19 protein-coding genes and 2 pseudogenes are annotated in these 21770 nt (G+C 65.8%); 8 read left to right on the top strand and 13 right to left on the bottom strand.

Features of this window, described 5'->3' with window-relative positions:
• Window positions 1-15: 15 nt before the first annotated feature.
• Window positions 16-1680: a helix-turn-helix domain-containing protein gene (locus tag AB0J78_RS29895; RefSeq protein ID WP_363794782.1), complete on the bottom strand. Its 1665-nt coding sequence runs from the start codon at window positions 1678-1680 to the stop codon at window positions 16-18.
• A gap of 303 nt (window positions 1681-1983) precedes the next feature.
• Between AB0J78_RS29895 and AB0J78_RS29890 the strand changes: the two genes are divergently transcribed.
• The 3 genes from AB0J78_RS29890 (at window position 1984) to AB0J78_RS29880 (ending at window position 5337) form a co-directional block, all read left to right on the top strand.
• Complete coding sequence (locus tag AB0J78_RS29890; RefSeq protein ID WP_363794780.1) at window positions 1984-3045, top strand: alpha/beta fold hydrolase; 1062 nt, start codon at window positions 1984-1986, stop codon at window positions 3043-3045.
• A 51-nt stretch (window positions 3046-3096) separates the two neighbouring features.
• Complete coding sequence (locus AB0J78_RS29885; protein WP_363794778.1) at window positions 3097-3399, top strand: EthD family reductase; 303 nt, start codon at window positions 3097-3099, stop codon at window positions 3397-3399.
• 330 nt (window positions 3400-3729) lie between these two features.
• On the top strand, window positions 3730-5337 hold the full coding sequence (locus tag AB0J78_RS29880) for a long-chain-fatty-acid--CoA ligase (RefSeq protein ID WP_363794776.1): 1608 nt from the start codon (window positions 3730-3732) through the stop codon (window positions 5335-5337).
• Window positions 5338-5492: 155 nt separating this feature from the next.
• Here the strand turns inward: AB0J78_RS29880 and AB0J78_RS29875 are convergent.
• Both AB0J78_RS29875 and AB0J78_RS29870 read right to left on the bottom strand, forming a co-directional pair.
• Window positions 5493-7001: pseudogene (locus AB0J78_RS29875) on the bottom strand (ISL3 family transposase).
• Window positions 7002-7138: 137 nt separating this feature from the next.
• Window positions 7139-7732 carry a TetR family transcriptional regulator gene (locus tag AB0J78_RS29870; protein ID WP_363794888.1) on the bottom strand — a complete coding sequence of 198 codons (594 nt, stop codon included), beginning with the start codon at window positions 7730-7732 and terminating at the stop codon, window positions 7139-7141.
• Window positions 7733-7895: 163 nt separating this feature from the next.
• On the opposite strand from AB0J78_RS29870, the gene AB0J78_RS29865 reads away from it, so the two are divergent.
• The 3 genes from AB0J78_RS29865 to fdxA all read left to right on the top strand — a co-directional run bounded on the left by AB0J78_RS29865 (window position 7896) and on the right by fdxA (window position 10295).
• The gene (locus tag AB0J78_RS29865) at window positions 7896-8855 is read left to right on the top strand and encodes a R2-like ligand-binding oxidase (RefSeq protein WP_363794774.1); all 960 of its coding nucleotides are present in this window, start codon (window positions 7896-7898) and stop codon (window positions 8853-8855) included.
• Between the two features lie 80 nt (window positions 8856-8935).
• A complete protein-coding gene (locus tag AB0J78_RS29860) occupies window positions 8936-9958 on the top strand; it encodes an NAD(P)/FAD-dependent oxidoreductase (protein WP_363794772.1) in 1023 nt (340 codons plus the stop codon).
• A gap of 16 nt (window positions 9959-9974) precedes the next feature.
• Window positions 9975-10295 (top strand): ferredoxin, encoded by a 321-nt coding sequence (gene fdxA, locus AB0J78_RS29855; protein ID WP_363794771.1) that lies wholly within the window; start codon window positions 9975-9977, stop codon window positions 10293-10295.
• Window positions 10296-10368: 73 nt separating this feature from the next.
• Here fdxA and AB0J78_RS29850 read toward each other — a convergent pair whose 3' ends face one another.
• Window positions 10369-10863, bottom strand: a complete 495-nt coding sequence (locus AB0J78_RS29850) for a transposase (protein WP_363794769.1) — start codon at window positions 10861-10863, stop codon at window positions 10369-10371.
• 550 nt (window positions 10864-11413) lie between these two features.
• On the opposite strand from AB0J78_RS29850, the gene AB0J78_RS29845 reads away from it, so the two are divergent.
• On the top strand, window positions 11414-11635 hold the full coding sequence (locus AB0J78_RS29845; protein ID WP_363794767.1) for a hypothetical protein: 222 nt from the start codon (window positions 11414-11416) through the stop codon (window positions 11633-11635).
• Window positions 11636-12309: 674 nt separating this feature from the next.
• Here AB0J78_RS29845 and AB0J78_RS29840 read toward each other — a convergent pair.
• From AB0J78_RS29840 to AB0J78_RS29800, 9 genes and pseudogenes are all read right to left on the bottom strand, one after another.
• Window positions 12310-13533 carry an FAD-dependent oxidoreductase gene (locus AB0J78_RS29840; protein WP_363794765.1) on the bottom strand — a complete coding sequence of 408 codons (1224 nt, stop codon included), beginning with the start codon at window positions 13531-13533 and terminating at the stop codon, window positions 12310-12312.
• 3 nt (window positions 13534-13536) lie between these two features.
• On the bottom strand, window positions 13537-13728 hold the full coding sequence (locus AB0J78_RS29835; RefSeq protein WP_075850121.1) for a ferredoxin: 192 nt from the start codon (window positions 13726-13728) through the stop codon (window positions 13537-13539).
• A gap of 5 nt (window positions 13729-13733) precedes the next feature.
• Window positions 13734-15115 (bottom strand): annotated as a pseudogene (locus AB0J78_RS29830) (fatty acid desaturase).
• A gap of 401 nt (window positions 15116-15516) precedes the next feature.
• Window positions 15517-15804, bottom strand: a complete 288-nt coding sequence (locus tag AB0J78_RS29825; RefSeq protein WP_363794763.1) for a recombinase family protein — start codon at window positions 15802-15804, stop codon at window positions 15517-15519.
• 10 nt (window positions 15805-15814) lie between these two features.
• The gene (locus tag AB0J78_RS29820) at window positions 15815-16333 is read right to left on the bottom strand and encodes a PaaI family thioesterase (protein ID WP_363794761.1); all 519 of its coding nucleotides are present in this window, start codon (window positions 16331-16333) and stop codon (window positions 15815-15817) included.
• 57 nt (window positions 16334-16390) lie between these two features.
• Entirely contained in the window at window positions 16391-16984 is a 594-nt protein-coding gene (locus AB0J78_RS29815) for a TetR family transcriptional regulator (RefSeq protein ID WP_363794759.1), read from the bottom strand.
• Between the two features lie 63 nt (window positions 16985-17047).
• On the bottom strand, window positions 17048-17893 hold the full coding sequence (locus AB0J78_RS29810) for a helix-turn-helix transcriptional regulator (RefSeq protein ID WP_363794757.1): 846 nt from the start codon (window positions 17891-17893) through the stop codon (window positions 17048-17050).
• A gap of 87 nt (window positions 17894-17980) precedes the next feature.
• A complete protein-coding gene (locus AB0J78_RS29805; RefSeq protein ID WP_363794886.1) occupies window positions 17981-18865 on the bottom strand; it encodes a phosphotransferase in 885 nt (294 codons plus the stop codon).
• Window positions 18866-18881: 16 nt separating this feature from the next.
• The gene (locus tag AB0J78_RS29800) at window positions 18882-20198 is read right to left on the bottom strand and encodes a helix-turn-helix transcriptional regulator (RefSeq protein ID WP_363794884.1); all 1317 of its coding nucleotides are present in this window, start codon (window positions 20196-20198) and stop codon (window positions 18882-18884) included.
• A 753-nt stretch (window positions 20199-20951) separates the two neighbouring features.
• On the opposite strand from AB0J78_RS29800, the gene queC reads away from it, so the two are divergent.
• The gene (gene queC / locus AB0J78_RS29795; protein WP_363794755.1) at window positions 20952-21719 is read left to right on the top strand and encodes a 7-cyano-7-deazaguanine synthase QueC; all 768 of its coding nucleotides are present in this window, start codon (window positions 20952-20954) and stop codon (window positions 21717-21719) included.
• Window positions 21720-21770 lie beyond the last annotated feature (51 nt).

The raw sequence follows: 21770 nt of genomic DNA, 5'->3' as shown, positions 1-21770 counted from the left end.
GTGCGGCGAGGGGTCTCAGATCGTGATGCCGTACTGGCGGATCTTGCGGTAGAGCGTGGAACGGGCGATGCCGAGTGCCCTGGTTGCTGCCACCCGGTTGCCGCCGGCCTCGCGCAACGCGGTGACGATGGCGTCGCGTTCGGTCTCGTCCACGGGGCGCAGCGAGCTGCGCGGCACGCTCTGACAGAACGTGGGAAGGTCGGCGGCCTCGATGACACCCACCGGCCGCCGTGCGAGCGCGGCCGACAGGGCTCGTTTGAGCTGCCGGACGTTGCCCGGCCAGTCGTAGCCGCCGAGTACGCGCATGGCATCGCGGGACAGGCAGGTATCGCGATGCGGCGCGAGATCGGTTAGCAACGCCTCTACCAGGCCGGGCAGATCGGACCGGCGATGGCGCAGCGCGGGAACGATCGCCGAGGCGCCGAAGGTGGCCAGCAGCCGTTGGTAGGAGGCCCGCTCGACGATAGCCTCCGAGGCCGTCGCGGCGACCGTCCCCGAGACCCTGCCGGGGGTACCGTCGGGCGCGGGGCCCAACGCCTCGGCGAGCCTGCTGAGGGACTTGGCGTGCAGCCGGTCGATGTCTCTGAGTACGTACAGCGTCGGCTCTGAGGCCGGCTCCCGGAGGCGAGCGCAGATCTGCGACGGTGCCGCCGCGACCTCGTCGGCGTTCAGCGCGATGACCTGTCCTGATCCGGAGGCGAGCCGGTGCAGCTCGGCCAGCAGGGTGCAGCGGCCGGTCCCGGGTTCGCCGAGGACCAGGACCGGGGTTCCGGCACGGATCGCGGTCTCGACGGTGGCCGCCGCCGCACGCCATGCCGGCGACCGGCTCTCCAGCATCCCGTGGCGCGGGGTGTCGACTGTGGTGGAACGCGGCCGGCCGTTCTCGATCATCAACGGGGTGGGGCGCGGGAGGTCGGGCTGGGTCGAGACGACGGCGACCATGCCCGCGATGTCACCGCCCACCTCGACCCTGGCGCCGCGCAGGCGGACGCAGGTGCCGGAGGGCAGTTCGACCTCGTCGTCCACGGTCGCGTGTCGCGACATGACGAACCGGACGTGGTCCTGCAGCACCTCCTGGTCACGCGCGTCGAGAAGGTCCCGCAGCGGTGAGTTGCCCAGCACGGTCCGCCGGCCGACGGCCAGCACGGCCTGCCTGCTGCGCGTCTCCACCCGCGAGTAGGCGTCGAACAGCGCCTGCTGTGCCTGGTCGCGGTCTGCCAGCAGGTTGTGCTCGATCTGTCGTGCTGCGGAGCGGACCAGCGAGTGCATCAGCGGCGTGGAGTGCTCGCTCATGCAGCTCAGGTCGAGCACGCCCTCGATCCGTCCGGTGAACGGGTCACGCACCGGCGCGCCCGCGCACGCGAAGTCCTGCAGCGACTCCACGAAGTGCTCGGCGCCCACCACGTGCATCGACTCACCGAACTCCAGCACCGTGCCGACGCCGTTGGTGCCGACCGCTCCTTCGGCGTAGTCGAAGCCTTGCGCGAAGTACACCCGATCGAGCATGCGCGCGATCCAGGAGTTGCTGTCCCGGCGGCTGACCAGGCGGGCGCGTTCGTCGGTGAGCGCCACGCTGATCGGGAGGTCGGCGATCTGTTTGGAGAGTTGATCCAGTACGGGCTGTGCGCAGCGGACGAGACGAGCGTCGAAGTCGAGCTCTGGAGAGTAGGGGGGAGCCACCTCGTGTGGGGGAACTCCTCGGTCAACGCTGCGCCGCCAGGATGCGGCCACGTGGCCTGGGACTCCGCGCAGTTGGAGGTCTGCGTTCTCGATCAAGTCTGCGCGGGCTGCGGCAAGCAGGAGCCGCTGATCCGCGAGTTCGCCCATCGGTCCACCACCTCCTTGTGGCATCACACACAGAGCGAGATGTTGCCATGATGCCCCAGAAGTCAAGGCCGTGACGTGTCCCAATTTCGGACACTTCGCGGGCCCGCGACACATGCACAGTGGGCGCACGCCAGGGACCGAAACGGGAGGCCAACGATGATCGACAACCCGTACTACACCCAGGAATTCCACGGCGACTACGAGCTGATCAGCATCGGCAGGCTCGACCTCGAGGAGGGCGGCTCGATTCCCGACTGTCAGCTCGCGGTCGCGACCTTCGGCACGCTGAACGAGGCCAAGGACAACGCCATTCTGGTCACCACCTGGTACTCCGGCACCCACCAGGTGTGGCGGGAGAACTACATCGGAGCAGATCACGCGCTGAATCCGGACGAGTACTTCATCGTCGTCATCAACCAGATCGGCAGTGGGCTCTCCACCAGCCCGCACAACGCCGCGGGCGCCAACGCGGAGCTCGCGATGTCGAAGTTCCCCCGCGTGCGAACCGGGGACGATGTCGTCGCCCAGGAGCGCCTGCTGCGCGAGCACTTCGGCATCGAGAGGCTGCAACTGGTCGTCGGCGGCTCGATGGGTGCTCAGCAGACTTACGAGTGGGCCGTCCGGTTCCCGGACAAGGTCAGGCGGGCGGCGCCGATCGCGGGCACCGCGCAGAACACGCCGCACGACTTCCTGTTCGCCCAGGTGCTGTGCGAGGCGATCACCTCGGACCCCGGGTTCAACGGGGGCGAGTACGGGTCGAACGCCGACGTGGTCGAGGGACTGAAACGGCACGCCCGCATCTGGGCGGTGATGGGCTTCTCCACCGAGTTCTGGAAACAGGAGGTGTGGCGCGCTCTGGAGTTCCACACCAAGGAGGAGTTCCTCGAGGGCTTCCTGGAGCCGTACTTCACCGCCATGGACCCCAACGACCTGCTGTGCATGGCCTGGAAATGGCAACACGGCGACGTCGCCCGCAACACCGAAGGCGACCTGGCCGCCGCACTCGGCCGGATTACCGTGCCCATGTTCGTGATGCCGATCAACGAGGACATGTTCTTCCCCGTGCGCGACTGCCGCGCCGAGCAAAAAATGGTCAAAGGCAGCGAACTACGGGTGATCGACGACGTACTCGGGCACCTCGCACTGTTCGCCGTCGCCCCCACCTACATGCCCCAGGTCGACCAACACCTCGGTGAACTACTCGCCCGCCCAGCCTAAACCTCCTGAGTTAGGTGCAGAACAGCCGAAGAATCGGAAGCAGGACCGCTGATGTATCGCTTGATCGTGTGTTACGGGCACCCCGATAACCGGGCCGCCTTCGACCAGTATTACAACTCCACCCACCGCCCGCTGGCCGACAAAATCCCTGGAGTGCGGCAGTGGCATGCTGGCAAGTGTACGACCCCGGACGGATCCAAGCCGCCGTACTACCTGGTCGCCGAGCTCGTCTTCGACTCGAAACAAGCCCTCGAGGCCGGACTCGCTTCCCCAGAGGGCCAAGCCGCCGCTGCGGACATCGATAATTTCGCCACAGGTGGCGTGACCATGCTCATCACCGACGACTGGATCTAGCCGCGATCTTTCATGGTGATCCTCGGACGGGTGTCCCACGCAGCGCTGCTGAAGATTTCCTACACCGACATCTCCTTCGCGTTCAGGGCACAACACAGGTCTTGACAATTCCTCGCTGGCACCCCGAAGCGGTGGTTAACGCGTGTCCAAGTGAATAGGCTTGCCGTTTGTCCTCCGGAGATATCCGACCGAGACGCCGGGTGCTTCGCATGGGGTTGCCGCCGCGTCTCCGGCTCGGCAAGTATGACAGCGGCGCGACCACATTGACCTTGACGAGGAATGCCGTGTTGTACAGCCTTATTGCACGATCACGAAGATCGGAGCCCAACGATGAAAGTTCCACTGAGCCCTCTGCAGTTCGCACGCCGCACCCGCAGGCTCCACCCGTGGCGCGAGGCGGTGGTGGACGGCGAGCTTCGGCTGACCTACGAGGAATTCTTCACCAGGTGCGACCGGTGGTCGGCGGCGTTGCAGCGGATGGGAGTGTCCAAGGGCGACCGCGTGGCCTACATCGCGCCGAACACGCATGCACAGCTGGAATCGTTCTACGCGGTGCCGCAGCTCGGCGCGGTCCTGGTACCGGTCAACTATCGGCTGGCGTCCGACGATTTCGCCTACATCCTCAACCACTCCGGCTCCAAGGTGGTGTGCGCACACGGGGACCAGCTGGACAAGCTGGACAAGATTCGCGATCAGCTGCCCCACGTGGAGCACTTCGTCGCCCTGGAGGAAGCCCGCGACGGCTGGGAGGACTACGAGGCGCTCCTCGCGGCATCCGAGCCACACTTCACACGACCGGACATCGACGAGAACGACCTGCTGACGATCAACTACACCAGCGGCACCACGGCCCGCCCCAAGGGCGTCATGATCACCCACCGCAACGCCTACATGAACTCGGTGGGCACACTGATCCACCTACGTCTGGACACCGGGCAGGGCTACCTCTGGACGCTACCGATGTTCCACGCCAACGGGTGGACCTACACGTGGACAGTCACCGCGGCCGCCGCCAAGCACGTCTGCCTGCGTGCCGTCGAACCCACACGCGTATTCGAACTGATCCGCGCTGAGGACGTGCAGTGGCTGTGCGCGGCGCCGACCGTGCTGATCTCGCTAGTGAGCGCACCCGAGGACGTCCGAGGAAACCTCCCTCCGGGCGTCCGGGTGGTCACTGCTGGCGCCCCGCCGGCGGCAGCCACCATCCAGCAACTGGAGCAGGAGTTCGGCTGGACCATCACGCAGGTGTACGGGCTCACTGAAACCGCCCCGTTCATCACGGTCTGCGAACCGCTGCCGGAGCACGACGGTCTGTCTCCGGACGAGCTCAGCGCTGTCAAAGCGCGGCAGGGCGTCGCGCTGATCACCTCTGGCGAGCTCAAGGTCGTCGAGGAGAACGGCGATGAAGTCCCGTGGGACGGTCAGACCATCGGCGAGATCGTGATCCGGGGCAACGTGGTCATGGATGGCTACTTCCGCTCCCCAGAGGCAACGGCCGAAGTCCTGCGCGACGGCTGGTTCCACACCGGCGACGCGGCGGTCACCCACGCCGACGGCTACGTCGAGATCCGGGACCGCATCAAGGACGTCATCATCTCAGGCGGCGAGAACATCTCCTCTGTCGAGTTGGAAGGTGTGCTGCTGCGGCACGAGGGCGTTCAAGAGGTCGCGGTCGTGGGCGCGCCAGACGAGAAATGGGGCGAGACACCCCACGCCTTCGTCGTTCCCGTCGGCGAGACGCCGGTTACCGGTGACGAGCTGATCGCGTTCGTGCGCGCGAACCTCGCGCACTTTAAGGCACCGCGCCAGATCACGTTCGTATCCGAACTCCCCAAGACCGCCACCGGCAAGATCCAAAAGTACGTGTTGCGTGGGAGAGATTCCGCGATCTCGCAACAGGGGCCAACGCCCGGTCAACGACCATCGAAGGCAGGGTGAGTAAACCGACGAACGCGGCGATGATGAGCCTACGTACCCGTGCTCGCCCGCCCGTTGCGTCCGATCCCGCCCGCACCGTCAGTCCAGCAGCCTTCGGCCCGGGGGAGTGTCGGGTTTTCGGCTCAGGCTGACTTTCGGTGGTGACGGTGTGTGTCTCATCCGAGTAGGATGCGGTGGTGGAGCAGAGTGTAGCCTACGCGGCCGCACATTTGTCGCTTGAGTAGCTTTGTTTTGGTGTTCACACCTTCTGTTCGTCCATTGTGGAATTTTAGAGTGAGTGCGGCGTTCACGGCGGGCCGATCGAGGTCGAGGCCGCGGGTGAACGCGTGGAGGTGGGGCAGGTCCTCGGCTCGGGCCTGCGCGATCCAGCTGGACAGGCGCTCGTCGTTGTTGGGGGTCGGGTGTGAGTAGTGCGGCGAAGTCGCGGACAAGGGCGGTGAGTGCGGTCATTTCGGGGCAGGCGCTGGTCGCGGCGTAAATCCGTTCTCGCTGATGGTCGTGGAGCGTGTCCGGGTGAGTGAGCATGTAGCGGGCGAGTCGTCTGGGTGAGGTCGCGGGCCGGTCGGATTCGACGCGTCCTTGTGTGATGTAGCGATACAGCAGGTTCTGGCTTCCGGTACAGCCGAGCTCGGTGATCTCCTGAAGCAACCGGGGTACCGACACCGCTGGATCTTCCGCAGGGCGGCGACGTAGGTGGTCGCGGAACGGGTCGACCAGGGTTGGCCGATACTGCGGAGCGCGCACCAGTCGTTCGGGCGCTTCGATGCGGGCGTAGCGCTTGACCGTGTTCAACCCCAGGTTCAACCGGCGGGAGATCTCCAGCAGTCCGGCGCCGCGATCAAGCAGATCATGCACTTGCCGCCAGCGCTCCCGAGTCGTGGTGGCGCGCTTGCCCTCCTGTAGTGGTGGGCCTGTCTTGCCCCAGCACGCACTGCGGGCGGCGACTTCCTTGAGGACGGCCTCGGCGAGGTTGTGCCAGAGATGCCACCGGTCGGTGACCTGCACTGCGTTGGGTAGTGCGCGGCGGATCGCTTCGGTGTAGGCCCGGAGCCATCCCAGCACACCACCGGCACCCCCGGGAGGCCGCGTAACCAGGCTACCAGCTTGTCCGCCGTGCGGTCAGCCAGGACGTCGACGCGTTCACCGGTGACCGCGTCGATGATCACGGTGGCGTAGCGCTGCCGCTTACGCAGGGCGAAATCGTCCACCCCGATCACCGGCGGCACCGGCCGGTCGGGCATCGGCAGCCGCAATAGCGTCCGCAGCGCGATGTGTCATGATAATCCGATACCGAGCCTCGCCCGGACCCGAGTGCCGGCGCGCCCAGCCGACTCCCGCACGACATGGCCCACCTGCGTGGCCAGCAGGGCGGTACGGCGCTGATACCGCTCCGCCACACTGGTTAGGGGCTCGCGGAACGTCTGCCGCGAACAGTCCACAGTGCAACACCGCATCCGCCGTGCCCGCACGCGCACCACGACGCGTCTTCCGTCCACCGGCACGTCGGCCAGCGACCGCTCGACATAGCCATGTACCCGCCCCGTCTCCACAGCGCATCCCGGGCAGGCCACCGGCCATGACCGCGTCGATGCCCGGACAGCAATCGTCCCAGCCTCATCCTCGATACCCAGGATGACCAGGGAAGACAATCCCGAGAACTCCAACGCAAGAAGTTGATCAACGTCGCACCAGCGTTACCCTGGCACAACGCTCTGTGGTCAGTCGGCCGACCCTACGTCAGCACCGAAAGTGAGCCAGAGCCGATCGACGGACAGTCCCGCCTGCGGCAGTCCCCCACCGGTCAGTGCGGTGCAGTGAGGGCCCGGAGTGCGAGGGTGGAGAGTTTGCGGGCGGTGCGTTCGGGGGTGTCTGTAGGCAGGACGATGTGGCTGACGGTCAAACGGACGAGGGAATCGGTGACGATCTCGACGGTGTCGGTGTCGAGGTCGGGCCGGGTGCGGGTCAGGAAGTCGATCACTACGGTGCTGGCGGCGGTGAGGACTGGTTCGGAGCGGGTGGTTAGCAGGGGCAGCAGGCCGGCGGTGTCGGTGCGGGCACTGGTGAGCACGGCATGGACCAGCGGGTTGGTGGCGGCTTGTTCGAGGGCGTAGCCGACTGCGGCGGTGACGGCTTTTTCGAGGTCGTCGGCATGGCGGGCGAGCTGTTCGGCGACGCCGGTGACGAACTGGTCGGTTTCGCGCTGCACGAGCGCGGTGCCGAGTTCGTCTTTGGAACCGAACTCGTTGTATAGCGTCTGCCGGCTGACTCCGACCGCTGCTGCCACTTGGCCCATGCGCACGCTGGCCCAACCGCGCTCGCTGACCAACCTGTGGGCGGCGTCGAGCGCGGTGGTGCGTAGCTGCTGGCGCACGATCTGGCGAAACGAGCTTCCCATCGGTGGCACACAGCCAACGCTACGGCCTCGCCCGGGCTCCCCGGGTGGCCGGTATCGCCTCCAAGGTAGGGCCCTTGCCGTCGGCATCTTCACCCGCCTTGACAAGTTTGCAGTTTGAGTCCACAGTTTTGACACCTAGTCCGCCATTGTCAAAGGAGATGTGATGTTGGGGACGAGTCGTGAGGGCTTCGCGAGTCTGGGTGAGGGCGGGCTGAACTGGCAGTCCTTCCCGATGCGGTTGTTCGTCAAGGGCAACGCGGGGTTTTGGAATCCCGCCGAGATTGACATGCGCCAGGACGCGCACGACTGGGCCAGTCTGACGGAGTTAGAGCAGCGCTTGGCGGCTACGCTGTGTGCGCAGTTCATCGCCGGTGAGGAGTCAGTCACACAGGACTTGCAGCCGTTCATGGCCGCCATGGCCGCCGAAGGCCGATTTCACGACGAGCTGTACCTGACCCAGTTCTGCTTTGAAGAAGCCAAGCACACCGAGGTGTTCCGGCGCTGGCTGGACACGGTGGGTCTGACAGGCGATCTGCATGAGCATGTGGCCGACAACCCGGGTTATCGGGCGGTGTTCTACGAGGCGCTCCCGCAGAACCTGCGAGCACTGAGCGCTGATCCTAGTCCCGCGGCCCAGGTGCGGGCGTCGGTGACCTACAACCACGTCGTCGAAGGGGTGCTGGCGCTGACCGGCTACTACGCCTGGGACAAGGTGTGCCGCAGTCGCGGCATCTTCCCCGGCATGCAGAAGATCATCAAAATGATTGGCGATGACGAACGGCGCCACATGGCCTGGGGAACCTTCACGTGCCGACGGCACGTAGCTGCAGACGAGGAGAACTGGACCGTGGTGGAGCAGACGATGCAGGAGCTGCTGCCGCACGCCGTGGCGCAGATCGAGCACGTCTTCGCGGCTGTGGACGAGGTACCGTTCGATTTAAGCAAAGACGAGTTGGTCTCCTACGCCATGGACAAAGGCACCCGGCGACTGGAATCGATCCAATCCGCCATGGGGGCCGATCTGTCCACGATCGACACCGACGCCAGCCCCGAGCACCTCGAAGAACGCTTTCACCGCGAGGACGAAGCCGCCAAGGCCACTCGTACGCGGGCTGAGGCTTAAGTAACGGGCATCCCGTGCCGCGGTGCGGTGTGTACTGCGGCACACTGCCCAACGCCCATGAGCGCGTGAGAGACGAGACAATGAGCGACACCCCTACCCGCGTTGATGTGCTGTTGATCGGCGCCGGTCCAGTCGGGCTCTACGGAGCCTACTACGCTGGTTTCCGCGGCCTGCGCGTCGCGGTAATGGACTCCCTGCCCCATCCGGGCGGCCAGGTTGGAGCCCTGTACCCGGAAAAGAACCTGTACGATATCGCCGGGTTACCCTGCGTCAAAGGCCAGGAATTGGTGGACAACCTGGTCGCGCAGGCCGCCCCCTTCGCACCGACCTATTTGCTTGGACAACAAGCCCAGCGGCTGGAGCGCACCGGTGAGACGGTGATCGTGGTCAGCAACACCGGAGCGACCGTGGAGGCCGGTGCGGTGATCATTACAGCCGGCGTGGGGGCGGCGACGCCACGCCCCCTGCCCTGCGGCGAGGAGTACCTCGGGCGTGGGCTGCACTACTTCGTAAGTGACTTGGACCTGTTCACGGGCCGCGATGTCGTCATCGTCGGCGGCGGGGACTCTGCGGTGGACTGGGCTTTGGCCGCCGTGCAGCGCGCCCACAGCGTCCACCTTGTCCACCGTCGGCAACGGTTCCGCGCCCACGAGCACTCCATGGACCAACTGCGGGCCTCAGCGTGCACACTGCACCTCGACGCCCAGGTGCAGGCGCTGCACGGCAACGGCCACATCGAGGCCGCCGAACTCACCGGCGCCGGCCCACCTTACCGGATCCCGGCTCAAGTGGTGGTGGCCGCGCTGGGCTTCAAGATCAACCTCGGGCCGATCGCCACTTGGGGGCTGGAACTGCACGAGCGGTCGATCGCCGTCGACTCCGCGATGCGCACTAGCCTGCCACGGGTATACGCCGCAGGAGACATCACCACCTACGACGGCAAGGTCAAACTCATCTCCGTGGGCTTCGGCGAAGTCGCCACCGCCGTCAACAACGCCGCCGCCGCGCTGCACCCCGAGGCTGGCCTGGCCCCCGAACATTCCTCACACGCCACGCCTCTGAGCAACCCCGAGCATCTACGGGAAAACCCTCACCACGCTTGAAAGGAACACCCGTCCCATGGCCTTCGTCATCGGTGAACCCTGTATCGACGTCAAAGACCGCTCCTGCATCGAAGAATGCCCCGTCGACTGCATCTACGAGGGCGAGCGCATGCTCTACATCCACCCCACCGAATGCATCGACTGCGCCGCCTGCGAACCCGTCTGCCCCGTTGAGGCCATCCGGCCCGCCCAACGCGTCGACGAACACTGGCAACCCTTCCAACAAGCCAGTCGGGACATCTTCGCCGACCTCGGCTCCCCTGGAGGCTCCCCCAACCTTGACCACACCCTGGCCGACCCCGACTTCGTCGCCACCTACGTCAAAGCCACGCCCTAATAGCGAACCCGCACCATTTAGGGAATTGTCAGGAGAACGGCTCTGGCGCTGATTTAGTGATCAAGCACGAGGATCACTGGTCGAGCAGGATCCTCTTGCGTAACAGGGCGAAGCTGGCTTTGCCGTAAGTCTGGCGCTTGAGGAACTTGATCTTGGTGTTGACGCCTTCGATGGGGCCGTTGCTGTAGGGCAGGGTGAGGCCGGCGATCGCGGCATCGTGGTCTTGGTTGAGGCCACGGAGGAACGGATCGAGCTCGGGCAGTCCGACCGCACGCACTCGTTCGATCCAGATGTCGAGATCGTGACCGCGGCGTTTGGCAATGAGCTGCGCGAACTCGCCGACTAACGAGGCAAGGGCAGTCATATCAGAGCACGCAGCCACAAGGTCAGCCAGGTGGGCGCGGCGCTGCTCGGGCAGATCGGCTGGCCTGCTCATGATCCACGAGGCCAGGCGCCGCGGGGACGGGATGATCCGGTCCCCTTGCTCTCGGCCCTGGTTGAGGTACTTGTGCAGCAGGTTCAGGCTGCCGGTGTAGCCAAGGGCTGTGATCTCGTCGAAAAGGCGCATCACCGATACGCCAGGCTCGGCCGTACGTCGTGCCGGAGGTGATCGCGGTAGGGGTCGACCAGGCTGGCTCGGTATTGCGATGGGCGGCGCAACCGGTCGGGCTCCGGGGCGCGGAGCGTTTCACCATATTCAGCGCAAGTCCGAGCCTGCGAGAACAGTCGAGCCGTCCGACACCGTGGTCCACCAGGTTGTGAACGGCCCGCCAGCGTTCGAGCGTGGTGTTCTCGCGGGTCAGAGCTTGCCGTTTCGGTCCTGCCGCCACCCAGCATCGACTGTGAGCGGCCACGGCCTTCTCCATCGCACATGCCAGGCCATGCCAAAGATGCCATCGGTCCGAGGCCTGAACCGCCTCCGGTAAGGCGCGGCGCACGTCCTCGGCGTAGGCAGTTGAGCCGTCCCCGAAAAGCGACGCGCTGCCGAGGTCGCGTTCCAGCGTTCAAAACCGAACCGGGCGTCACAGCAAAGACCACGCCAGTGCAACCACCACTGACAGCCGACCAGCTAGCGCGCGTACTCGATCTAATGCGCAAGAACATGTAAGGAGACTGCCGTGCAGCACTTCAAGAAACCCACATCAGCAAGCCATTGCACACCGGAAACGACGCTGCGATTCATCCTTAACCTGCTGATAGTCGTCGCGCTGCTCGCCGCTACATCCATCGCTCTCGATTCCTACGCGGAAGGCGCACCATCGGCTGGTCACCACGGCACAGAACCCCCGGTGTCGGCCAGTCAAATGATTCAACACCCTGAAACGGAATCAGGGCGCTGAGGAATCGACGCTCTCACTAAGCGCTCCACCCAGGATACGGCGCACGGTACCGTCCAGCGAGTATTCTCCAGGAATGATGTGCTCTTCGTCGAAGCCAAGTTGATCTGCCGCTCGATACCCCTCTTGCATCTCGTCATGGCTAAACTCGTTGGCCTGCGGTCGTGTCCTGTGTCGTCGTAGGGCCTCGCGCCACGAAACGTCAAAGTAGTAGAACGTCGTCCTGCCGACATGATCACGGCGTAGCCCATCGAGCATGTCGCAGTAGCGCGCCGCGTGCATGATGCCTTCGCTGACCAAATGCCACCCGCGATCAAGTGCAAACCGCACAGCCGTGGAGATCAGCTCGATGTTCCCACCACCTGGAACATCGCACTCCTTGAGTGCAGTCCTACGAAGTAGTCTCGCTCGACTTTTCCGGCCGCGTTCAGACTCTTTGGTATGTTGACATGCACTTTTGCTTGGCGTACGTGTGTACGACATTGTAGGGGACGCATCATCGCTGGGCTTGCGTGGCCGTGCGAAGTTCACGGAGGAAGCGCGGTCTGACGTCGTTTTGTCAGGGTGACAAGACCATCCAGTTTCGCTGGTGACGGCAGCGGCGACCTGCACGATGCGCGTGTGCAGGCGTGCCTGGTTGTCCTGCGTTGCCGTCTGGGGCTGCCATCGGAGTCATGCTAGCCACGTGGGGTGGTGTCTTTCTGCTCGGCGAACGCGAGGGCTTCGGTCCAGTCTCCTCGGGCTGCGATGCGGCGGCGGAACTTCATGATGTCACCGGGGCGGTCGACCGTGAGTGCCCCGGCCAGCCGGTCACCGCGGCGGTAGAGGACGAGTAATCCCTCGCTGGCTGGCCTGGTCACGTGCACCTCGTCGGCGTGTGCTGTCCCAGTGAATTGGATGCGGTGTTCGTACCAGTCAGACCAGAAGTAGGGCACTGGCGCGTGGGCCACGGCGGCGGCTGGGTCGAGCGCGTTCCGGGCGGCAACGGCTCCTTGCTCGGCGGCGGTGGTCCAGTGCTCGAGCCGCATGAGGTCGTCGTCGAAGAGGGGATTGACCGCGTGTGCGACGTCACCGGCCGCGTACACCCCCTCGGCGCCGGTCCAAAGCGTGGCGTCGCACAGCAGACCGCCGTCGTGCTCGTGCAGCGGTAGGCTGCTGTCGCTCAGCCATGTCGTGGCGGGTGTAACCCCGATGCCGATCACGACCAGATCGGCCGGCAGCACGGTTGCGTCATCGAGCCGCACCCCGGTGACCTGTCCGTACTGCGACTCGAGGCCGCTGACCGTGCGGGCAAGCTTGAGGTGGGTGCCGTGTGCGCCATGCAGCCCCGCGCACACGGCACCCACCTCCAGGCCTAGCGAGCGGGACAGCGGCAGGTCAGAGGCTTCCACCACGGTGACAGGCAGATTGCGCTTGCGCGCCGCCGAGGCGACCTCGGACCCGATGAACCCGGCTCCCACGACCACGGTGCGGGCACCGGCATCCAGTGCGTTCCGGATCGCCACGGCGTCATCGAGCGTGCGCAACTGATGCACGCCGGCGATCCCGTCGGCTCCCGGCAGGGTGCGCGGTGTGGCGCCGGTGGCAATGACCAGCCCATCGTAGGGCACCGCGCGGCCTGGCAGGTGGACTTCCCGTGCCGCCGTATCCAACGCCTCTGCCGAAACACCGAGGCTCAGCTCGACCCCGAACTGCTCGCGCAGCTCGTCGGCACTGTGAAAGGACGGAGGCTCGCCATCGTGGCCGGCGGCGAGGAATGCCTTGGACAGCGGCGGCCGGTCGTAGGGCACGTGCTCCTCGGCACCGATCAGGGTGATCGAGCCGGTGAATCCGGCGCGGCGGGCGGACTGCACCGCGCGCAATCCCGCCAATGAGGCGCCGACGACGACGAGACGCTCCATGCCTCAGCCCTTCAGGGTGAGTGCCAGCACGGGGCAGGCGTCTACGGCGGCGGCGACTGTCTGGCGGTGTTCATCGGCCGGGTGCTCGTCCAAGACGACCATGGTGCCGTCGTCTTGGACCTCGAAGAACTCGTGCGCCATGGCCTCGCACATGCCCAGGCCCTCGCACTTGGCTCGATCGACGGTGATCTCCACGTGGCTCACTTTCCTTCTCCGGGCTCGAAATCGACCTTCTCGCGCACGCCGCAATCGGGACAGCACCAGTCGTCGGGCACGTCCGCCCAGGCGGTCCCGGCGGGAAATCCCTCGCGGGGGTCGCCGGCTGCTTCGTCGTAGGTGTAGTAGCAGCCGGGGCAGCGGTACTGGCTCATGCGGCCTCCTCGGACGCCGCGGGCACCGGGTACTGCGCCAAGACCTTTGCCCGTTTCCGTGGGGAAATGTTCGCCTGGCTCATGTCGCCACCGAAGTGTGCGAGCACCCGCGGGTCCATGATCCGCCGCCAGATCGCAGGTACGATGGCCAGCAGGATCATCCCGGCGTACCCGGTCGGCAGGACGGGGGATTCCTCGTAGTCGCGCAGGGTTTGGTACCGGCGGGTGGGGTTGGCGTGGTGGTCGCTGTGCCGCTGCAGGTGGTACAGCAGCACGTTGGTGGCGATGTTGTTGGAGTTCCAGCTGTGGCTGGGCATGACCCGCTCGTAGCGGCCGGTGCCATCAGGTCCGGTCCGCTGGCGCAGCATTCCGTAGTGCTCCATGTAGTTGACGACCTCGAGCAACGAAAAACCGACCACGGCTTGGATCAGCAGATAAGGCAGGATCCCGATGCCCAGCCAGGCCACCATGCCGGCCCACAGCACCGCCGACATCAGCCAAGCGTTGAGCACATCGTTGCCGAGGCGGAACGGGTGCTGGCCACGCCGCGCGTAGCGCCTCTTCTCCAGGTTCCAGGCGCTGGTCAGCGAGCCCCACACGGTGCGCGGCCAGAACTGGTAGAAGTTCTCGCCCACTCGGGCGCTGGCGGGATCTTCCGGCGTCGCCACGCGCACGTGGTGGCCGCGGTTGTGCTCGATGTAGAAATGCCCGTAGAAGCTCTGCGCGAGGGCGATCTTGGACAACCACCGCTCGTGGCTCTCCTTCTTATGCCCGAGCTCGTGGGCTGTGTTGATGCCGATGCCGCCGATGGTGCCCACCGTGATCGCCAAACCGACCTTGTCCACCACCGACAGATCGCCCCGGGTGATCAGCCACATCGCGGCGACGAACCCGGCGTACTGAATCGGCAAGTACAGGAAGGTGATCCACCGGTAGTACTTGTCGTTCTCTAGCGCCTCGATCACATCATCCGGCGGGTTCGAACGGTCGAGCCCAGCCAACAGGTCCACCGCGGGAACCAGCACCAAGATCACCACGGGGCCAATCCAGAACCACACTCCCTGCCCAGTGGCCGCATACGCCCCCATCGCTACGAAAGCCAGGGACGGCATCACCAGCCCCATCAGCCACAGGTAGCGCTTCTTGTCCTTCCACCGCTGGGTCGATCCCGCCGGGACCGTCCCGCTGACGTTCGCTGCCACGGTAGCCACTGCAGGCCTCCTCACCTCGAGATCGGTTGACAGAACCGTAGATCTGTAAACCGAATTTGACAATAGCGAGATTTTGTAAAACACAGCGTGCGCGAACGTGCGACGAGCATGAAGGCGCCAACAGCGTGGCGGTTTCCTACTGGTCAGAGGGTCTAACTTCCACTTCTTGACCAGCATCGACAACAGCGTGCGCTGCGAACCCGGCGTACTCAGGCCGTCCTTGCCAGTGGACCGTGGACGTTGCATCAGTTTCGGCGGCGCCGACTACTCAGGCCCCCGAAGACGCAGACACCGCCGTCGTGTTGGCTTGCTCAGGCACAGGGTCGGCGACGTCGCTGGCCCGCTCTCTCCCCGTGTCGTCGGCCTGGGCGAAGTCGGTCGAGTAGCCGGGTAGGCAGTTCTCAGGTCGCTACGGCCGCCGTGTCGGCCGCGGACGCGGGCGCGGCCAGGCATTCGTGGATGTTGGCGATGATGAGGTCGCGTTGGAATTCGACGACGGCGGCCAGCATCCGGTAGACCATGCGGCCCTCAGGAGTGGTGGTGGCGATGCGGTGCTCCAGGAACCGGAACTCGATCCCGCGCTGGCGGAAGTCGTCCAGAGGGACACGAGGTGGGCGGTGAAGCTGCCGACCCGGCGGGTGGCCACGAGCACGTCGCTGACACGTAGGACCTTGGTCACGACGTCCCATCGCGGGCGGGCTATTGCGGTGGTTGGTCTGCGCTGGTGGCGCGGGCGAAGTGTTCGGGGTCGACGTGGAGAAAGACGCCGTCGCCGGCGAAGGTCAACTGGCCGTGGGGGGCGTGACCTTCGGCGCGAAGGAAGAGTTTGCGTCCGTCTCGGCGCACCAGCCATGCGGACAGCTCATAAGGCGCGTTGAGCCTGGTGGGTGCATGGTAGTTCACGGCGAGGTGGCGGGTGACGGCGAGGACGCCGATGAGGGTGAGGACATGGCCGCAGAGATCGTCGAGGACGGTGGCCACCGCTCCGCCGTGGACAAGTCCGGGGGCGCCGACGTGCCGCTGGTCGAAGACGTGTCGGCTGTGGACGCGGGCACCGTCGCGGTGCACCTGAAGCTGGTGACCGTGGGCGTTGTCCGGCCCGCAGCCGAGGCAGTCGGCGCTGTGGGCCGGCAGCACGCCGTCGGCGGCCGCATGGTGAATCGCCGCAGTGGGCGGGGTGCGGGGCCAGCCGTGTGGTGTCGACTCGAAGGGGCGCACCGGTTCTCCTCTCGGATTCCATCCACAGGGGTTATATCCAGGGACCGCACCGGACGCTTAATGCGTGTGGTGGGGGTCTCCGAGAAAGCCGATGAGCACTCGGGAGACGTCGTCGGCGACCTGGTCGGCGGGGTGCAGCGGCAGCATCACGTGGCTCAGCGTCAGTCGGGCGGCGGATTCGGCGGCGACCGTCACATCGGCCTGGTTCAGGCCCGGCCACCGGCGGTGCAGCACCGCCACGATGCGGTCGCGGGCGGCTTGCACGATGGGGGCGCCTTCGGTGGTCAGCAACGGCAGGAAATCGTCGCTGCCGTCGGTGGTGAGTACCACCTTGAGCAATGGCTCGTCGGCGGCGGTCTCCAGGGTGTAGCGCACGGCCGCGGTCCAGGCGTGATGGGGTTCGTCGGCGCTGTCCAGGGCGTGTTCGATGCCGTCGAGGAACCGCTCGGTCAGCCGCATCAGAAGCGCTTGGGCCAGCCCGTGTTTGTGGGTGAATTCGTTGTACAGCGTCTGGCGGCTCACTCCGACCTGACGGGCGACTTCCCGCATCTGCAGGCCCTGCCAGCCGCGGGCGACCACGAGTCGTGAGGCCGCGTCGAGGGCCTCGTCGCGGAGTTGGTTACGGGCGCGTGCACGGAACTGGCCAGCCACGCTCGCCATACTGGGCACATCTCTCCGGTAAGTCAATTCCATTGACACATGTTTGGCACGTGTCTAACGTCCTGTGTTGTCGGCCACTGCCCCGTCCATCAGTGGTCGGCCCTCGCAGCGGGTGACCGGCCCGCGTGCGGTGTTGCTGCGTTGTTCGGATCCATACCGGAGGTTGGCCGAGCGCGCGACCTCGGCGGACTGTTCGGTCAGCCGTAGCCCTTCGATGGGATCGCGCTCCCCGTAGAGCGCGAGATAGCTTGTGCGCAGCAGCGCATGCCCTTCGGCAGTCGGGCTATCGATCTCGCGGGCCGCAGCAGTCGCTTGCTCGAAGTACTGCCGAGCGGTCCGGTGATCCCGACGCTGGGAGGCATCCCACACCAGCTGGCCCATCAACGTTGCAGCCGTGGCCTCGGCCGCGAAGAGGTCGCGCTGCAAGGCGCCGTCTCCACCGTTGCGGGCAAGAAAGCCAATTTTGGCCGAGGGCCTGGCCGGTATCAGCCAACAGGGAGGTCGAGGGTATCCGGTCATACTGCTCGTCCAGGCCACGGACTTCCTGGAGTCGCCGCCGACCGCCAGAGCGCGCTTGCCCGCGAGGTGGCCCGCTCCGCAAGCTCTCCACGGTGACCGGGTCAGTTCTGCTCGGGAAGCGGAGCGCACGCCCAACCCGCCCCCTGCTGGAAGGCAAATTCGGTTCGACTCTGGCGTGAGGAGGTCGATCAGCTCGGTGGGCGAAACGCCGAGCGCGCGGGCGAGCCGCGGTTGCTTGCGCGCGGGCGGGGTGATCTCTCCAGACTCCCACCGATAGATCGTCGACCGATCGGTTCCCAAGCCAACGGCAGCGGCAAGCTCCTCTTGGGTCATTCCCATCGCGCGGCGCTGCCGCGCAAGACGCAGCCGTTTGCCGGACATGCAACCCCCGATCGACCTGTGCAACTCCATGATCCTCGTCGAATTTTCGCAGGTCAAGGACATTCAGGCGGTTCGACTGTCCAAGGTTTAGAAAGCGGTCCAGGTCCACGGCCGCGAAATCTCGCCCCGTAGGCACGCGATGCGGTGCTGTGCTTCGCGTGCGGCCTGGGCGCTGTCGGCGGCTTTGCCGAGGACGAACACCACCCAGCGCAGCTCTTGGATATCGGCAAAGACGCGGAATGCTGAGCTGGTCGTGACATCATGCCCGCCGTAGGCCGCGACGAAATCGCGGTAGTCGGTGCTGCTCAACCGGGCGAAGTCGACATGGTCGACCGCGATGGGGATCAGATCCCATTCGGGACGACCGCAAGAGACGTGTTCGAGGTCGAGCAGAACCGGTGTGCCGTTCTCAGGGACGGCGACGTTGCCTTGCCAGGCGTCTCCGTGTACGACACGGTCGGCCTGGTCGAGCTCCACCCTGCCCAGTTGTTGGCGCAGTTCCTGGAGACGCCGGACCAACCACTCTCGGTCTTCCCCGGGCAGGTGCTGGGCTGCGGCGACGCGCTCATCAACTCCAGCGAAGGGATCGAAGCGAGGTAGCTTCAGCTGCTTAGGCAGGCTGAGCGCGTGCAACGATCGCAAGACGGCGCCGAGCTCTGCCGTCGTGGCCGGGCGGTGCTCTGGTAGCTGTTCCCACCAGGTCACGGGTCGACTGCCCACCAGGGTCGGCTGCGGAACGCCGTCGAGCGCGCTGACCACCGCAAGGTCGGAGTCCGTGAGCCATCGAGCGATCTCGACCTGTCGTGCAGCGTTGTCGCCGGTGTGCTCCGGCCCGATCCGTGCAACGACACGACCGGGCAGCTGGTACATCACGTTGGAGCCATCGCGGATCAAGACCGCGTTCGTGGCATCGAGGCCAGCCCGTTGCGCCGCGGTGGCGAGTACGTCGTCTGCTGTCTCGCGAGGTGCCATCACCCTGCTGATGGTGTCAGGTCGACGGCCGCCCCAACGTGGCAATGTCGTGCCTCAGCTCGGCGACACCGCTCAGCTGCACGTGAGGAGCAGCACTCCGAGCAAGGCCGCGGAGTTCGGTCGTGAGCCGTTTCGACCGTAGTGCGGCCGTGTCGATCACGGCCTGACGGCCGATCGGCACAGCTTCCCGTGGATACCCGGTGGCCATCATCAAGGAGGCCAGCCGAACTCGGGAGAACGTCCGCGAACGCGGGTAGTCAGCGGCCTGTAACTCGACCGCAGCGGTGAGCCGACCGGCAGCCAGCTCCGGGTTCCCGCATGCTTGCGCGATGGGGATCAACGCCTTACCGGTGCTGCCCTGGTGTTCGGCGGCGTCGTAGTAGCACAGCCAGGGCGGGTCGGCGTCGGGATCGTGGTCGGCAAAGTGAGCGTCCGCGCGATCGACATCCGCTTGGGCTTCGGCATACCGTCCGGTTAGCGCCAACAGCCGGGCTCGGATCGTGGTCAGCATCGCCCGAGCCGTGGCGGTGAGCCGATCGGAACGTACCTGGGCGAACTCGATCAGTTCCAGGGCGTCGTCGAGGTTGCCCAGATACGCGGCCTTGCGCGTCATCTCCGCCAGCGTGTTCGCCCGCAGCGCCCAGGAACCCGACTCGTTGGCACACCAGAGCGCGAACTCGAAGCACCGATTGGCGGCGGAGTAGTTGGCGATGTCGAACGCGGAGAATGCAACGACGCTGGCGAGGTTGCCGACTGCTTCAGTGACGCAGCGGTGAACGTCCCTGGGAGCCTGAACCTCCAGCAGTTGTCCGGCCCAGCGCAGTTGCGCTGCTGCCGCCTCGCACGAGAGTCCGCCGCCGAACAAGTTCTCCGACATCGCTACCGCACGCGTGGTCGCCCGGACATGCTCAACCTCCGTCCAGCCGAGCCGTGTAGGTAGCGGGGTTTCGACGACGGTGCCGGCCAGGAAGTCGAGTGGGCTTCCACCGAGGTCGATACCGCCCGAGTAGTCGTGGGCACGCCTGGAAATCCTGAACTCGGTCAACGTCTGCGGAGGTCGAGAGGCGTCGCGTGGTCCCGTCGTCGCTGGCGCCAAACTGAGGCCAGCCTCGATCATGAGAAGGTTCGCTAGCTCATCAGGGCTCACGCTCAGCGCGCGTGCCAGCTTGGGCTGCACGTCGGGCCGCGGTGCCACCTTCCCGGACTCCCACCGATAGATCGTCGAGCGCTCAACACCGAGCGCGGCGGCGAGTTGTTCCTGGGTCATCCCCACTGCGTGGCGCTGACGCGCGAGCCGGTCTCGTTTACCTGGCACGTGACCACCCCTCGCCATCGACTGCATCCATTTAATCTCGCCAGCATATGCGCAGGTCACAGGTCTTCGCGCAGCAACCGTGCAGCATCTGTGCAGCGATTTTGCTCTGGTTCATCGTGCATCCCACCGGTTGACTACCAGCTGAGCACCCACCGAGGCGGACACCGACCGTTCGGCCAAGAGCGGTGCTCGGACCTGAATAAGGGGCTCGCTGCTTACGAGGAGACATTGTGACGCTCCCCCAGCGATTCGTGGGCGAATGCGCGCCACGATCCCGTTGCGTAGACCGTCGGCTCGCACCGCGTGCCATCCCGCATCGCCCGACTAGAGCGAGCGTGCCGCCCTCCGGGTATCGAGCGATCTGGAGGAACCGGTGCTGATGAGACGACTGCTGACGACCCGCCGTCGCTGGCTCGTTCGTAGCGACAAGGCGCATGTGCACGAACGAATCCCCTGCCGGGATGGGCGTGGACGACGCGCACACATCACCGTCCATGAGCTGCCATGCGGCGATGTACGGGTCGAGTTTCCAGCGCACGGTCGCGTCGTCGTGCAACCCCTCGACGTTGGGCGTTTGCGTCGGGCACTGCGGTCGGCCGCCACGTCGCGTGAACAGCCATGAGTGCTCCGCGAGGCCGCTTTAGCGCATAGGTCTTCCCGAGCTTCCGTACCGCCGCCGGCTTCGCAGCCGCAGCGCGCAGGCCGCGGTGGAGGTGAAGCGCGCCCCGACCTTCACCTCCACCGCGCACCACCGATCAAGGAATCCAGAGTATGAGCGCCAGCATCAACACTGCTTCCTCGCAGTCACACCAGATCGACACGTTTGCAGCTCCGGGAAAGCCCGGCATTGACCGCCATCCTCGCCATGCGGTCGTGATCGCCTCGGGCGGGCTCGATTCGACAGTGCTGGCCTATTGGCTCCATGCCCGCGGAACCGAGCTGAGCCTCGTGTCCTTCGACTACGGCCAGCGTCATCGAGTCGAACTGCGCTACGCGGCGGCAACTGCGTCGGCCCTGGCTACGCCTCACGAGGTGGTCGACCTCTCCGCGCTGGGTCGCGTGCTCCACGGATCGGCGTTGACCGACTCAGGCGTAGAGGTTCCGGACGGCCACTACACCGACGCGTCGATGCGGGCCACCGTAGTTCCCAACCGCAACGCCATCATGCTCGACATCGCGGTGGCTCTGGCGGTCGTCACGCAGGCCGATGCGGTCGCCTTCGGCGCTCACGCCGGCGATCACCCGATCTACCCAGACTGCCGGGAGCCCTTTGCCACGAGCTTCGCCCAAACGGCGAGCATCGCGAACGAAGGTCATCTCCCCAGTGACTTCCAGGTGGTCGCCCCGTTTCTGGCCAGTACCAAGACCGACATCGTGCGACTCGGCGCCACCCTCGGCGTTCCCTTCGAGCAGACGTGGTCGTGCTACCGCGGCGGCGCCCAACAGTGCGGCACGTGCGGAACCTGCACGGAGCGACGAGAAGCGTTCCACGACGCAGACGTGACCGATCCGACGACCTACGCCGTGGGGTGCGCATGATGACGATCGACGCTCAGCCAAGCCCTGCGGAAGGACCTGAGTGGGGCCGTC

Source organism: Saccharopolyspora sp. NPDC049426 (assembly GCF_040676935.1).
Lineage (GTDB): Bacteria > Actinomycetota > Actinomycetes > Mycobacteriales > Pseudonocardiaceae > Saccharopolyspora.
This window is presented reverse-complemented; position numbering and strand designations above follow the sequence as displayed.